Origin of the sequence: Pseudomonas trivialis, from assembly GCF_036864995.1 — a bacterium.
In the GTDB taxonomy this organism is placed as follows: domain Bacteria; phylum Pseudomonadota; class Gammaproteobacteria; order Pseudomonadales; family Pseudomonadaceae; genus Aquipseudomonas; species Aquipseudomonas trivialis.
Genome location: NZ_CP142151.1, coordinates 85,369 through 98,934, shown reverse-complemented (window position 1 = coordinate 98,934; position 13,566 = coordinate 85,369). Strand labels below are relative to the sequence as shown.

At 61.2% G+C, this 13,566-nt stretch carries 11 protein-coding genes and 1 pseudogene; 4 read left to right on the top strand and 8 right to left on the bottom strand.

Annotation, left to right across the window (positions count from 1 at the left end):
- Both VRB54_RS00485 and VRB54_RS00480 read left to right on the top strand, forming a co-directional pair.
- Positions 1-939, top strand: coding sequence for an MlaD family protein (locus VRB54_RS00485; RefSeq protein WP_338479113.1), 939 nt, complete (start codon positions 1-3; stop codon positions 937-939).
- Positions 936-1,547: an ABC-type transport auxiliary lipoprotein family protein gene (locus VRB54_RS00480; RefSeq protein WP_338479112.1), complete on the top strand. Its 612-nt coding sequence runs from the start codon at positions 936-938 to the stop codon at positions 1,545-1,547. Before VRB54_RS00485 ends, VRB54_RS00480 begins: the two co-directional genes overlap by 4 nt.
- A 93-nt stretch (positions 1,548-1,640) precedes the next feature.
- Here the strand turns inward: VRB54_RS00480 and VRB54_RS00475 are convergent, their stop codons facing one another.
- The 5 genes from VRB54_RS00475 to VRB54_RS00455 all read right to left on the bottom strand — a co-directional run bounded on the left by VRB54_RS00475 (position 1,641) and on the right by VRB54_RS00455 (position 6,030).
- Complete coding sequence (locus VRB54_RS00475; RefSeq protein WP_057006172.1) at positions 1,641-2,870, bottom strand: nucleoside recognition domain-containing protein; 1,230 nt, start codon at positions 2,868-2,870, stop codon at positions 1,641-1,643.
- A gap of 98 nt (positions 2,871-2,968) precedes the next feature.
- Positions 2,969-4,300, bottom strand: a complete 1,332-nt coding sequence (gltP, locus tag VRB54_RS00470) for a glutamate/aspartate:proton symporter GltP (protein WP_338479111.1) — start codon at positions 4,298-4,300, stop codon at positions 2,969-2,971.
- A 728-nt stretch (positions 4,301-5,028) separates the two neighbouring features.
- Positions 5,029-5,499 carry an inhibitor of vertebrate lysozyme family protein gene (locus tag VRB54_RS00465; RefSeq protein ID WP_057006174.1) on the bottom strand — a complete coding sequence of 157 codons (471 nt, stop codon included), beginning with the start codon at positions 5,497-5,499 and terminating at the stop codon, positions 5,029-5,031.
- Positions 5,500-5,501: 2 nt separating this feature from the next.
- Positions 5,502-5,666 carry a DUF1328 domain-containing protein gene (locus tag VRB54_RS00460; RefSeq protein WP_003187386.1) on the bottom strand — a complete coding sequence of 55 codons (165 nt, stop codon included), beginning with the start codon at positions 5,664-5,666 and terminating at the stop codon, positions 5,502-5,504.
- Between the two features lie 79 nt (positions 5,667-5,745).
- Positions 5,746-6,030, bottom strand: coding sequence for a hypothetical protein (locus VRB54_RS00455; protein WP_338479110.1), 285 nt, complete (start codon positions 6,028-6,030; stop codon positions 5,746-5,748).
- 392 nt (positions 6,031-6,422) lie between these two features.
- Between VRB54_RS00455 and algB the strand changes: the two genes are divergently transcribed.
- Positions 6,423-7,769, top strand: coding sequence for a sigma-54-dependent response regulator transcription factor AlgB (gene algB, locus VRB54_RS00450; protein ID WP_003233753.1), 1,347 nt, complete (start codon positions 6,423-6,425; stop codon positions 7,767-7,769).
- A gap of 10 nt (positions 7,770-7,779) precedes the next feature.
- Positions 7,780-9,566 (top strand): annotated as a pseudogene (locus VRB54_RS00445) (KinB sensor domain-containing domain).
- 236 nt (positions 9,567-9,802) lie between these two features.
- On the opposite strand, the gene VRB54_RS00440 reads toward VRB54_RS00445, so the two are convergent.
- The 3 genes from VRB54_RS00440 to VRB54_RS00430 all read right to left on the bottom strand — a co-directional run bounded on the left by VRB54_RS00440 (position 9,803) and on the right by VRB54_RS00430 (position 13,557).
- A complete protein-coding gene (locus tag VRB54_RS00440) occupies positions 9,803-10,579 on the bottom strand; it encodes an N-acetylmuramoyl-L-alanine amidase (RefSeq protein WP_338479109.1) in 777 nt (258 codons plus the stop codon).
- An 87-nt stretch (positions 10,580-10,666) separates the two neighbouring features.
- On the bottom strand, positions 10,667-12,682 hold the full coding sequence (locus VRB54_RS00435; RefSeq protein WP_338479108.1) for a diguanylate cyclase: 2,016 nt from the start codon (positions 12,680-12,682) through the stop codon (positions 10,667-10,669).
- The gene (locus VRB54_RS00430) at positions 12,679-13,557 is read right to left on the bottom strand and encodes an endonuclease/exonuclease/phosphatase family protein (RefSeq protein ID WP_338479107.1); all 879 of its coding nucleotides are present in this window, start codon (positions 13,555-13,557) and stop codon (positions 12,679-12,681) included. Before VRB54_RS00430 ends, VRB54_RS00435 begins: the two co-directional genes overlap by 4 nt.
- Between the last annotated feature and the right edge of the window lie 9 nt (positions 13,558-13,566).

Here is a 13,566-nt window from a genome sequence, read left to right as displayed (position 1 = left end):
ATGGAAACCCGCGCCCATCATGTGATGATCGGTCTGTTCAGCGTGATCGTGGTGGTCGGCGCGATGCTGTTTGGCCTGTGGCTGGCCAAATCCAGCGTCGACAGCGCCTTCCAGGATTACGAAGTGATCTTCAACGAGGCGGTCAGCGGCCTGTCCCAGGGCAGCTCGGTGCAGTACAGCGGGATCAAGGTGGGCGACGTCACCAGCCTGCGCCTGGACCCCAAAGACCCGCGCCGCGTACTGGCGCGCATCCGCCTGGCCGGGCAGACGCCTATCAAGGAAGACACCCAGGCCAAGCTCGCGCTGACCGGCATCACCGGCACCTCGATCATCCAGCTCAGCGGCGGCACGCCGCAAAGCCCCGAACTCAAGGGCAAGGATGGCGAGCTGCCGCAGATCATCGCCTCACCGTCGCCCATCGCGCGGCTGCTCAATAACAGCAATGACCTGATGACCGGCATCAACCTGCTGCTGCACAACGCCAACAACATGTTTTCTTCGGAAAACGTCGACCGCCTGAGCAAGACCCTCGACAACCTGCAGCAAACCACTGGCGCCATTGCCGATCAGCGCGGCGATATCAAGGTGGTGATGCAACAACTGATGCAGGTAAGCAAGCAGGCCACCGCTGCGCTCGAGCAGACCACCGTGCTGATGCGCAACGCCAATGGCTTGCTCAACGATCAGGGCAGACAGGCGTTCGGTAGCGCCGAGCAGGCAATGAAATCCCTGCAGCAAAGCACCGCCACCATCAACACCTTGCTCACCAAAAATAAGGATTCGGTGAACAGCGGCATGCAGGGCCTCAACGAACTGGCGCCGGCCGTGCGCGAGCTGCGCGAAACCCTCGCGTCGCTGCGCGCCATTTCCCGGCGCCTGGAAGCCAACCCCAGCGGCTACCTGCTGGGCAGCGACAAGAACAAGGAGTTCACGCCATGAAGCGTGTTTGCCAACTGATCGTTCCACTGGCCCTGGCACTGCTGAGCGCGTGCTCGATCCTGCCCAAGGCCGATCCTTCGGACGTGTACCGCCTGACGGCAACGCCCGCCGCCACACACGGCACCCCGGTGAGCTGGTCGCTGCGCGTGACCAAGCCCCAGACCAGCGAGTTCCTCGACAGCCCGCGCATTGCCGTAGTGCCCAATGGCAACCTGATCAGCAGCTACGCCCACGCGCGCTGGAGCGACCCGGCGCCGGTGCTGCTGCGCAACCGCCTGCTCGACGGCTTCCAGCGCGATGGACAGGTGACGCTGCTGAGTACCGACGAGACCAACCTGCAGGCCGACTATGAACTGGGCGGACAGCTGCAGGCGTTTCAGAGCGAATACCAGGGCAGTACGGTGCAGGTGGTGATTCGGTTGGATGCGCGGTTGGTGCGAGGCAGTGATCAGCGGATTATCGCCAGCCGACGGTTTGAGGTAAGGCAGCCGGTGGCAGATACCAAGGTGCCGGCGGTGGTGGCAGCGTTTGGATTGGCGGCGGATCAGTTGAATAAGCAGGTGGTGGATTGGGTGGTTGAGCAGGGCAGTAGAGCAATGAATCGCTGAGGGCCTCATCGGGAGCAAGCCCCCTCCCACATTTTGACCTGTGAACACTTTCAAAATGTGGGAGGGGGCTTGCTCCCGATGGCGATTTCAGCCTCAGCCAAAGAACCAGTAGCACACCGCAATCGCCGCAACCACACCGGCAAACTCCGCCAGCAAGGCACACCCCACGGCATGCCTTGCCCGCTGAATCCCCACGGACCCAAAGTACACCGCCAACACATAAAACGTGGTTTCGGTACTGCCCTGAATCGTCGCCGCCACCAACGCGGGGAAGCTGTCCACGCCCTGGGTCTGCATGGTCTCGATCAGCATCGCCCGCGCCGCGCTGCCGGAGAACGGCTTGACCATCGCGGTCGGCAGGGCGTCGACAAACCGCGTGTCCATGCCGGTCCACGCCACCAGGTGACGGATGCCTTCCAGGCCGAAGTCCAGCGCCCCGGAAGCACGCAGCACACCGACTGCGCAGAGCATCGCCACCAGATAGGGCAGCAGGTTTTTCGCCACATCGAAGCCTTCCTTGGCCCCTTCGACAAACGCCTCGTACACCTTGACCTTGCGCAGTGCACCGATCAGCAGAAACAGCATGATCAACCCAAACAGCGTCAGGTTGCCAAGGATCGACGACAGCCCGGCCAGCGCCGTGGCGGACAGGGTGGCCAGCAACGCCATGAAACCACCCAGCACCAGCGCACCGGGAATCAGGTAGGCCAGCACCACCGGGTCCCACAATCGCAGACGCTGCATCACCGCCACCGACAGCAGGCCCACCAGGGTCGAGGCACTGGTGGCCAGCAGGATCGGCAGGAACACAAGCGTCGGGTCGGCGGCGCCTTGCTGGGCGCGGTACATGAAGATGGTCACCGGCAACAGCGTCAGCGACGAGGCGTTAAGCACCAGGAACAGGATTTGCGCGTTACTGGCGGTGTTGGGGATGGGGTTGAGTTCCTGCAGCGCCTTCATGGCCTTCAGGCCGATGGGAGTCGCGGCGTTATCCAGGCCCAGGCCGTTGGCGGCGAAGTTGAGGGTGATCAGGCCGATGGCCGGGTGGCCGGCCGGCACTTCGGGCATCAGCCGGCGAAACAGCGGCCCCAGAGCCTTGGCCAGCCAGTCGACGATCCCGGCTTTTTCGGCGATGCGCAAAAAGCCCAGCCATAAGGTCAGGGTGCCGAACAGCAGCACCATGACTTCCACTGACAATTTGGCCATGGCGAAAATGCTTTCGACCATCGCTGCGAAAATCCCGGCGTTACCCCCCACCAGCCATTGCGCCAGTGCTGACACCATTGCCACGACAAAGAAGCCAAGCCACAGGCCATTGAGCATCAGTTAAATCCCCCGAAAGATGGGGCGAATGATAACGGGGCTGACAGAAACGACAAACCCCGGAATTTTCCGGGGTTTGTTTCAGCGCCTGAGGGCAATCAGCCGCGAGTGGCCTGGGCGGTCGGCACTGCTGTCCGGGTGCGCCAGTGCGGCAGCGAGTTCCAGTAGCGCTCGCCTTTGGCATCGTCGTACATGCCTTCCCAGCGAGAAATCACCAACACGGCCAGGGCATTGCCGATCACGTTGAGCGCGGTACGCGCCATGTCCATGATGCGGTCGACGCCGGCAATGAAGGCCAGGCCTTCCAGCGGAATGCCCACGCTGCCCAGGGTGACCAGCAGCACCACGAAGGACACGCCCGGCACGCCGGCAATCCCTTTGGAGGTGACCATCAGAGTCAGCACCAGCATCAGTTGCTGGCCGATCGACAGGTCGATGCCATACAACTGGGCGATAAAGAGGGCGGCGATGCTCTGGTACAGGGTCGAGCCGTCGAGGTTGAACGAGTAACCGGTCGGCACCACAAAGCTGCAGATCGCCTTCGGCGCGCCGTAGGCTTCCATCTTCTCGATCACGCGCGGCAGCACGGTCTCGGAACTGGCGGTGGAGTAGGCCAGCACCAGCTCATCCTTGAAGATGCGCATCAGCTTGATCACCGAGAAGCCGAACAGGCGAGCGATCAGGCCCAGCACCACAAAGGCGAAGAACAGGATGGCGACGTAAACCAGGATCACCAGCTTGGCCAGCGGCAGCAGGGAAGCGAAGCCGAAGTTGGCGACGGTCACCGCGATCAGCGCGAAGACACCGATGGGGGCGTACTTCATGATCATGTGAGTGACTTTGAACATGCTCTCGGATACGCCCTGGAACATGGTCACCAGCGGCTCGCGCAGCTCGGGCTTGAGGCTCGACAAGCCGAGGCCGAACAGCACCGAGAAGAAAATGATCGGCAGCATCTCGCCACGGGCGACGGCGGCGAAGATATTCGAGGGGATCAGGTTGAGGATGGTCTCGATGAACGCGTGTTCATGCTGCACCTCGGCGGCAGTCGCCTGGTACTTGGAGATATCGACGGTGCCCAGGGTACTCATGTCGATGCCTGCACCCGGATGGAACAGGTTGGCCAGCAACAGACCGACCACGATGGCAATGGTGGTGACGATTTCGAAGTAAAGAATGGTTTTGACACCGATCCGACCCAGCTTTTTCGCGTCACCGACCCCGGCAATGCCGACGATCAGCGAGGAAATCACAATTGGGATCACGATCATCTTGATCAGGCGGATAAAGATATCGCCTGCCGGCTGCAAGACGTTGCTGATCCACCAGGCCTTTTCAGCACTGAAATGGTTGAGCACCGCACCGATTGCAATCCCCAGCACCAGACCGATGAGGATCTGCCAGGCGAGGCTTAGTTTTGCCTTCTTCATGTCATTACCCTTACTTCACGTGAACTTAAGGCAAATGCGCCAGCCGCAACGCTCGAGAGCGAAAAAGTGTGTGCACAAGCCTCCATGGAAGGTCACCGCCGCATGGCCGAAATGGCTTACTGGCAGGCGAAAAAAGGCGCAACTATTCCCATGCAAGGGAGCAACGTCTAATGCCGTAAACGCCTACCCTATGCCGAATCGGCATGGCTTTTTTAGGGAATAACTGTCCGAACGGTCAGTTCGATTACGCCAATCTGACGGGCAAACATGCCGTGAACCTGCCAGTACAGGCTTGCTCAGGGAGTCAGACGCGCGCTGAAGGGATGGCACAAACGCCCAGAAATTCACGGAGTTCGCGTCAGAAATATCCTATGGCGGGGGCAAAACTTTCTCGATAGATGGTCGCGGCGACACAACTAGTAATGCTTGGTGAAGAGCAAAAACGAAATGTTGGGCTAAGGCCGATATGGGACGCAGCCATCAGAGCAACAAGCCCGCCGCAAGTTCAGCAAGCTTGAGGACTTGTGAACTTGCGTCGCAGCTTTTCACCTGACCCGGCCCTTGCGCAGGCACTCCCTGTACCCGTAGGTCACGCCGATCTCGATTGATCAGAGCAACCCGACCCCCTGGTCATGCATCGCCCTTGGCGAGCGATGCAGACAGAAAGAAGCAACGGGCTTCTTTCTATGGACGCCGGCCCCGCAGACACTGAGTGCGTCAAACGGAACCTAGTACCAATTCGGATCTTTCTTGAGCTGTTCCATCAACAGCTTTTGCATGCCTTCGTCCGGCTTACCGATAAACCGGTAATCGGCGTGCCGCGTCGGCGATTTGTCCTTCGGCAAACCGGCCGGGACTTCCACCAACAGGGCGTAGGCATCTTCCTTGTCAAAGCTGACGGCAACGATCAGACGCTTGTTCAGGCAGGTGTCTGCCGTCTCGCAAAGCGGCCCGACCAGGTACTTGTCGCCATCTTCTTCAACAGCGGTCATCTGTTGTTCGGCCGAGCCGGACAGGTTCATCACCCATTCCGGCAGGCGCTCTTCTTTCTTCACCACGTCTCGCCAGGTTTCACGGTACTGAGGGTCCGCACTGAGCAATTCGTTGGCTCGGGTCTGGCCGTCATTGGCGGCCATCGCCAAGCCGCTGCCGCCCAACAACAGGGCGACAGTAATGGCTTTAAAAGAAAGAGTGGTCATCTTCAGCCTCGGCCCTTACGACCAAAGAAGAACGAAGCGATGAACATCACCAGGAAGACAACGAACAGGATCTTGGCGATACCTGTGGCGGTGCCGGCGATGCCACCGAAGCCGAGGACTGCAGCCACAATGGCGATGATCAGAAACGTGATTGCCCAACTCAACATGGTGATTCTCCTTACGCTTTCATAGGGGGTAACAGCTGTAGTGCAGTGCGGTCGCTCAATACGGCGCCCGATTTATTGCCTAGAACACCCAACGCTCTTGCTTAGGCAGCGCGTCCAGGGTGGAGTCCTGGTCGACCACGCGCAATTGCGGGGCAGTTACATCGGCAGTCGCGCTGGCGATGGAACGAAAATGGTTTTGCGTCATGGCCGGACGGTCGAATTGCGGGACTTGCTGCTGACTCTGCTGCCAGTGCTGCAACTGCTGGCCGCCAATCAACGTGACCATCAGGGCCAAGCTGGCAAACAGACCCTGTTGCAGGCGCAGTGGCGATACACGCAGTTGGCTGAGGCTTTGGCGAGTCATGCTGCATTTCTCCCGCATTCTGATTATTGGTTCATGACACTCTTGGGAGATGTATTGCAGAGCGCATGCCAGCTTTTTTCAAAATAAATATCAATAAAATCAATAACTTATGATTGAACCCAATACAAACGCCCCAGCATCCTGCACGATGCCCCCTTGCAGGCCGTGCGAAATGCACGATGGCCAGTGGTCGGATCAAGGGATAGAACCCACCGCAGCGGTTGCCGAAGTGGCACGAAGGGCTAAAAACGCCACTAGCCTGGGGCGCTGTAGGAAGCCGCGCAGATAGCTGCGCGAAGTCGCCTTTTATCGATCAGAATAAACCATGCAACTTGCCCGATTATTCCGGGACTAATCACCATCATCATTTAAAGTTAAGGAGCGCGGGACAGATGGAATCAGCCAAGGAACTTCAAGGCCGCATTCTTTTAGTGGATGACGAATCCGCGATCCTCCGCACCTTCCGTTACTGCCTGGAAGACGAAGGCTACACCGTAGCTACCGCCAACAGTGCCGCCCAGGCTGATGCCCTGATGCAGCGGCAGGTGTTCGACCTGTGCTTCCTCGACCTGCGCCTGGGCGAAGACAATGGCCTGGACGTGCTGGCGCAGATGCGCATTCAGGCGCCGTGGATGCGCGTGGTGATCGTCACCGCGCATTCGGCCGTTGACACCGCCGTGGATGCCATCCAGGCCGGCGCAGCCGATTATCTGGTCAAGCCGTGCAGCCCGGACCAATTGCGTCTGGCCACCGCCAAACAGCTGGAAGTGCGCCAGCTCTCCGCGCGCCTGGAGGCGCTGGAGGGCGAAGTCCGCAAACCCAAGGACGGTCTCGACTCCCACAGCCCGGCAATGATGGTGGTGCTCGAAACCGCACGCCAGGTGGCCGGCACCGACGCCAACATCCTGATCCTGGGCGAATCCGGCACCGGTAAGGGTGAGCTGGCGCGGGCCATTCATGGCTGGAGCAAGCGCACCAAGAAATCCTGCGTCACTATCAACTGCCCGTCTCTCACGGCGGAACTGATGGAAAGCGAGTTGTTCGGCCACAGCCGCGGTGCTTTCACCGGGGCCAGCGAGAGCACACTGGGCCGGGTCAACCAGGCGGACGGCGGCACGTTGTTTCTCGATGAGATCGGCGACTTTCCGCTCACCTTGCAGCCCAAGTTGCTGCGCTTTATCCAAGACAAAGAATACGAACGCGTCGGCGATCCGGTGACCCGCCGCGCCGATGTGCGCATCCTGGCGGCCACCAACCTGAACCTGGAAGACATGGTGCGTGACGGCCGCTTCCGTGAGGACCTGCTGTACCGTCTCAACGTCATCACCTTGCACCTGCCGCCGTTGCGCGAACGCAGTGAAGACATCCTGACCCTGGCGGACCGTTTCCTGGCGCGCTTCGTCAAGGACTATGCCCGACCGGCGCGAGGTTTCAGCGACCAGGCCCGCGAAGCACTGCTCAACTATCGCTGGCCGGGCAATATCCGCGAACTGCGCAACGTCGTGGAGCGCGCGAGCATTATCTGCCCACAGGAAAAAGTCGAGATCAGCCACCTGGGGATGGCGGAGCAGCCGACCAATAATGCGCCGCGCATCGGTGCGGCGTTGAGCCTGGATGAGCTGGAAAAAGCCCACATCGGCGCTGTACTGGCCACCAGCGATACCCTGGATCAGGCGGCCCGTACACTGGGTATCGACGCCTCGACGCTGTACCGCAAACGCAAACAGTACAACCTGTGAGCTTTACCTTATGAAGCTTGCGATGAAACTGCGCACTCGGTTATTCCTGAGCATCTCCGCACTGATCACCGTGGCCCTGCTGGGCCTGGTGCTCGGGCTGGTCAGCGTGATGCAAATGGCAAAGAGCCAGGAATCGCTGATCCGCAGCAACTTCATCACCCTGGACCTGGGGCTCAAGCTGCGTCAGAGCCTGGGCGACCAATTGATCCTGATGCTCGAAGAGCAACCTGACGCCAAGGCCCTGGAGACGTCCAAGCAGCAGTATTTTGCGTTGCTGGACGAAGGTATCGCCCATGAAAAGCGTGATGGACGAATCAACGGCTTCAGCCAGGCGCGCATCGACTACCTGGACTTTCTGAAAGCGTTCGACGAAGCCCAGCGATCGCCACTGGCGAACAAAAAAATCAGAAACTGACCGAAAGCTTCAATGCCTTGCGCAATGGCCTGATCGCCGAACACAAACAAGCCCTGGAAAACATTAACGCCAGTGAACACAAGTCGCGCAACCGTGCGTTATTGATCGCTGCGGCCCTGGGGGTGGTTGGGCTTGCCGTGCTGATTATCGGCTTCATCACCGCTCATGGCATCGCACGACGTTTTGGCGGGCCGATTGAAGCCCTGGCAAAGGCGGCCGACAAGATCGGGCAGGGTGATTTCGAGGTGACGCTGCCGATCTCGTCAGCGGCGGAAATGAACCAGCTGACCCGGCGCTTCGGCATCATGGCCGAGGCGCTGCGCCAACATCAGGCAACCAATGTCGACGAACTTCTGGCCGGCCAGCAGCGCCTGCAGGCAGTGCTCGACAGCATCGACGACGGCCTGCTGATGATCGATCGCCAAGGCCGCCTTGAGCACCTCAACCCCGTTGCGCAGCGTCAACTGGGCTGGGACGAGGAGCGCCTGGGGCAAGGCTTGGGCGAAGCGCTGGTGCGCCCGGAGCTGGATGAACAATTGCAGCTGGTGCTGCGCGGCGGCAACCTGGAGCGGGCGCCGGATGATCTGGAAGTGGAAGTCGAAGGCGAATTGCGTCTGCTGACTTACAGCCTTACGCCGGTGAGCCATACCCAGGGGCATATCCTCGGCGCGGTGATGGTGCTGCATGACGTCACCGAGCAGCGTGCCTTCGAGCGGGTGCGCAGCGAGTTCGTATTGCGCGCCTCACATGAGTTGCGCACGCCGGTGACCGGCATGCACATGGCGTTTGGTCTTTTTCGCGAGCGCGCGAAGTTTCCGGCAGAGTCCCGCGAGGCGGACCTGCTGGATACGGTCAACGAAGAGATGCAGCGCCTGATGCAGTTGATCAACGACTTGCTCAACTTCTCGCGCTACCAGAATGGCCTGCAGAAACTCACGCTGGGGCCATGCGACGTGACGGACCTGCTCGAGCACGCGCGCGCCCGCTTTGCCGAGACGGCAAACGCGCAACATATTGAATTGCTGGTGGAGGCCCAGGCCGACGTGCCACGGCTGTACGCCGATCAGGCGCAACTGGAGCGGGTGCTCGACAACCTGCTGGCCAACGCGCTGCGTCATACCGCCGAAGGCGGGCAAATCCACCTGCAGGCGCGACGCCATGGCGAGCGGGTGATTGTCAGCGTCGAGGACAACGGCGAAGGCATTGCCTATGGCCAGCAAGGGCGCATCTTCGAACCTTTCGTGCAGGTGGGCCGCAAGAAAGGTGGCGCAGGCCTGGGGTTGGCACTGTGCAAGGAAATCGTGCAATTGCACGGCGGACGCATGGGCGTGTACTCGCGGCCGGGGCAGGGCACGCAGTTTTATATGGCGTTGCCCCTGTAGTTCGCAGGCTTTGTCGGGAGCGAACCCTGTGGCGAGCGGGCTTGCCTCGCGTTGGGCTGCGCAGCAGCCCCAATCAGGCACCGAGTTGCGTCAGATCAACCGTGTTGTTTTGATTAGGGCTGCTCCGCAACCCAACGCGGGGCAAGCCCGCTCGCCACAGGGCCCGCTGCCACAGGGCCCGCTCGTCACAGAGGCCGCTCACCATAAAGGTCGCTCGCCACAGGCCTGCCTGGAGTTTAGGGTTGGTTCAGAGCACTCAGGATCGCGGCGCTTTCGGCGTCTGGCATGCCGTCGAACAGCGACGCACGGAAGTGCATCTGGAACGCAGCGATCACATGCCGCGTGGCCACGTCCAGTTCGCCGGTCTGCGGCGTCGGGTAGCCCAGCTTCGCCAACTCTTCCTGGAACCAGGTGATGCTCGGCAGCTGCGTTGCGTACTGCTGCCGGAAGCGGTCGACCGCCTGGGCGTCAGGCCACTGGCCCAGGCCTTCGTCGGCCAGACGCTTCCAGGGGAACAATGGACCAGGATCGAGTTTGCGCAGCGGCGCGATGTCGCTGTGCCCAATGATGTTCTTGGGGTCGATGCCGTTGCGTTTACTGATGTCCTTGAGCAGCACCACCAGGGACTTCACCTGGGCCTCTGAATAGGGGTACCACAGGCGACCAGTTGGCGTGTCCGTGTACCCGGGGTTGACGATTTCGATGCCGATGGAGCTGGAGTTGAGCCATGTGCGGCCCGCCCATTCGCTTTCCCCGGCATGCCAGGCGCGCTGGCTCTCATCCACCAGCTTGTAGATGGTGGCGCTGGCGTCGTCGCCGATCAGGTAGTGGCTGCTGACCTGGCCGTGGGTAAGCAAGGCCAGCGAGCGTTCAAGGTTGGTGGAGGTGTAGTGGACGATCACGAACTGCACGCGATTGTCGTGGTTGACCGAGGGATGGTTGGTATCAATGCGCGGACCGCTGGAGCAGCCGGCGAGCAGAATGAACAGGAAGGCGAAGTACAGGGTTTTCATAGGGAGTGACGTCACGCTGAAGACGGTAATGCAACAGTGTAACGTAAGGTGTGTGACACAGCGCTCAAATCATAAAATGGAACATTTTTATGCCGCCTGCACCTGATTGCGCCCAGCGGCCTTGGCCCGGTACAACGCCTCGTCGGCGCGCTTGAGCGCCAGATCGCTGCGCTCGCCCGGCTGGAACTGCGCCACACCCATGGACAGCGTGATCGTCACCGGCTCACCCTTGAAGTGGAAAGGGCACGACTCGATGGCCGACCGCAGCACCTCGCCTACAGCCAGCGCTTGGGTGAGTGAAGTGTCGGGCATCAGCAACACAAACTCTTCACCGCCAAAGCGCGCAATAAAGTGGCGACCATGCAGGTGCTTGCGCAGCACGTTGGCAATGATCTTCAACACCTTGTCGCCGGCCAGATGGCCGTAGCCGTCGTTGACACGCTTGAAGTGATCCAGGTCCAGCATCGCCAGCGACAGGCTGTTGCCACGCTGATGCCAGGCGTTGACCTCGTGGTCCAGGCGTTCGCTCCACGCCGCGCGGTTGGGCAGGCGGGTCAGCGGGTCAATCAGGGCTTTCTGACGCTGCACTTCCATATGTTCGCGATAGCCCATCGCCTCCTGCTCCATGTTGGCGACGCGTTCGGCCAGCCCCTGTAGCCGCGCCGCCACTTCCTCTTCGCGCTGGTCCCGTTGCTGGCGGTGCTCGTCCATGGTGCCGAGCAAGCCTTCGATATGGCTTTCCAATACCTGCTTGAGGCTGTCCAGGTCGGCCGCTTCCTGCACGCTGCTTTGCAGGCCGTCGACCTGTTCACGTATCTGCGTGTCCAGTTGGCGGGCGGCGGAGCGGCTGTCGAGGTGGTCATCGCTGGCCACCTGCAGATGGCCCTGGAACGCTTCAAGACGTTCGTTGAGATGCTTGAGATAAGCCTCGAACTCATGCTGGCCGCTGTCGGTGACCGCCAGCATCAGCACCGCCAGGTCATCGAGGATCGGCAGCAGCTCGTACCAGTTCAAGCCATTGGCCAGGCGCTCGCGCATGGCTTCGGCCTGGGGCCGGTGGCGCTCGGGCAGGCTCAGGTCTTCCAGCAGGCCCAGCAGGGTGCTTTCGATGTGCCGGGCCACGGAGCTGTAGGTAGGCTCCGGCGAGTCGGGCAGGGCATAGCCGCTTTCCTCAGGCTGCTCGTCGGCCTCCTCGTCTTCAAGAACCGGCGGCAGCGACAGGCTGCCGATGCTGGTCTCATCCGGTGTTTCGGCCAGTACTTCGGGGGTTTCGATAAAGGCCGCGAGCGCGCTTTCGTTGGGCGGTTCTTCGGCTTCAGGTTCGGGTTCGGGATCAGCGGCAGGTTCGGCGACGGCGGTTTCTGCAAGTGCCGCTTCGACCTTGGGTTGCGCGGCGACTTCAGCCGCAGGCGCCGCCGTCAGCGGTTGCGGCAATGGCGCAGTAGTCGGCAAGACTTGAGGTGGCGGTTCGGATGGCGCAGCGGCCTGCTCTTCACTAACAGGCTCGGGGGCAACCGGTTTTGACGTGGGTTTTACCGGAGGCTCATGGGCCACCGTCTCGGGAGCGACCTCCCTGGTGCTCCCGAACAGGCGTTGCAACAAACCTGGACCTGACCGTGGGGTTTCGCCGTCAGCTTCCAGGTTATTCAACGCCTGCCCTTGCAGGCTACTCAATTCGCTGAGCAGCAGCGGAATCTCACGAGCCTGGTCCACGCGACTGTCCAGTTGCTTGGCGAAGGCTTTGAGCGGGCGCGCCACCTCACGCGGCAGTGGCAATTGCTGCAGTTGCGCGACCAGGGCGGTGAGCGCGGTGCTGATCTGGTCGACCCGGGTTTCGCGGCGCTGCTCTGAATCGAGCACGGCTTTTTCCAGGCGCGGCAGCAAGGCGGCGAGGGCGGCGTCCATGTCGTCGGTGCGCACCACATCGCGCATTTCCTTCATACATTGGTCGACGGCGCGGTCGGTGCCTTCAGCGGCGAGCGTACTGCGCACCAGGCCTCGGCGCAGCAGATCGAGGCGGGCGGCCCAACGGCGTTCGAGCTTGTCTTGCTGCTCGATGCTTAACAGGTATTTTTCTTTCCAGCGCTCGGCGTCGTCGCTCATGCAAGGGGTCCGCGAGGGCTGGGGCTCAACGCGGGCAATGCATCAACCGTGAGCGAACCCGGCAGACGAATCTCTACCGCGACGGGCAGGTGATCGGAAATGGGCTGCGCCAGGACCTGCACACTTTCCAGCGTGAGGGTCGGGCTGAGCAGGATATGGTCCAGGCAGCGCTGCGGGCGCCAGCTGGGAAACGTCGCTTCGACCTGCGGCGCCAAGAGCCCGAGATCGCGCAATGGTGAATTCAGAAGCAGGTCGTTGGCGTGGGTGTTCATGTCCCCCATCAACACCTGGTGTTTATAGTTGCCGATCAGCTCACGCACGTAAGCCAACTGCAGATTGCGCGTCCGCCCGCCGAGGGCGAGGTGCATCATCACCACTACTAGCGCTTCCGGGCCTTCGCCGAATCGCACGAGGATTGCGCCGCGCCCCTTCGGACCTGGCAACGGGTGATCCTCGATGGCCGTCGGCTTCAGGCGGCTGAGCACACCGTTGCTGTGCTGCGCCAGACGCCCGAGGTTGCGATTGAGTTGCTGGTACCAGTAGGGGAAGCCGCCGAGCTGGGCCAGGTGTTCCACCTGGTTGATATAGCCCGAGCGCATACTGCCGCCGTCAGCTTCCTGCAAGGCGACCAGATCAAAGTCATTGAGCAGGGTGCCGATCTTCTGCAGGTTGCCGGTGCGTCCCTTGTGGGGCAGCAGGTGCTGCCAGCCACGGGTCAGGTAGTGCCGATACTTCTCGGTACTGTTGCCCACCTGGATATTGAAGCTGAGCAGGCGCAGACGGCTGTCCGCCGGCAGGCCCGTTGATTCCAGGTGATGTTCATTGACCTGCGGTTCGTGCAGGCCAATGCCACGTTCGGTTCCCCAGCGGCGCATGACGAGCCC

Coding starts and splice junctions, on each gene's coding strand:
- VRB54_RS00485 (WP_338479113.1), top strand. CDS start 1: ATGGAAACCCGCGCCCATCATGTGATGATCGGTCTGTTCAGCGTGATC.
- VRB54_RS00480 (WP_338479112.1), top strand. CDS start 936: ATGAAGCGTGTTTGCCAACTGATCGTTCCACTGGCCCTGGCACTGCTG.
- VRB54_RS00475 (WP_057006172.1), bottom strand. CDS start 2,870: ATGCTCAATGGCCTGTGGCTTGGCTTCTTTGTCGTGGCAATGGTGTCA.
- gltP (WP_338479111.1), bottom strand. CDS start 4,300: ATGAAGAAGGCAAAACTAAGCCTCGCCTGGCAGATCCTCATCGGTCTG.
- VRB54_RS00465 (WP_057006174.1), bottom strand. CDS start 5,499: ATGACCACTCTTTCTTTTAAAGCCATTACTGTCGCCCTGTTGTTGGGC.
- VRB54_RS00460 (WP_003187386.1), bottom strand. CDS start 5,666: ATGTTGAGTTGGGCAATCACGTTTCTGATCATCGCCATTGTGGCTGCA.
- VRB54_RS00455 (WP_338479110.1), bottom strand. CDS start 6,030: ATGACTCGCCAAAGCCTCAGCCAACTGCGTGTATCGCCACTGCGCCTG.
- algB (WP_003233753.1), top strand. CDS start 6,423: ATGGAATCAGCCAAGGAACTTCAAGGCCGCATTCTTTTAGTGGATGAC.
- VRB54_RS00440 (WP_338479109.1), bottom strand. CDS start 10,579: ATGAAAACCCTGTACTTCGCCTTCCTGTTCATTCTGCTCGCCGGCTGC.
- VRB54_RS00435 (WP_338479108.1), bottom strand. CDS start 12,682: ATGAGCGACGACGCCGAGCGCTGGAAAGAAAAATACCTGTTAAGCATC.
- VRB54_RS00430 (WP_338479107.1), bottom strand. CDS start 13,557: ATGCGCCGCTGGGGAACCGAACGTGGCATTGGCCTGCACGAACCGCAG.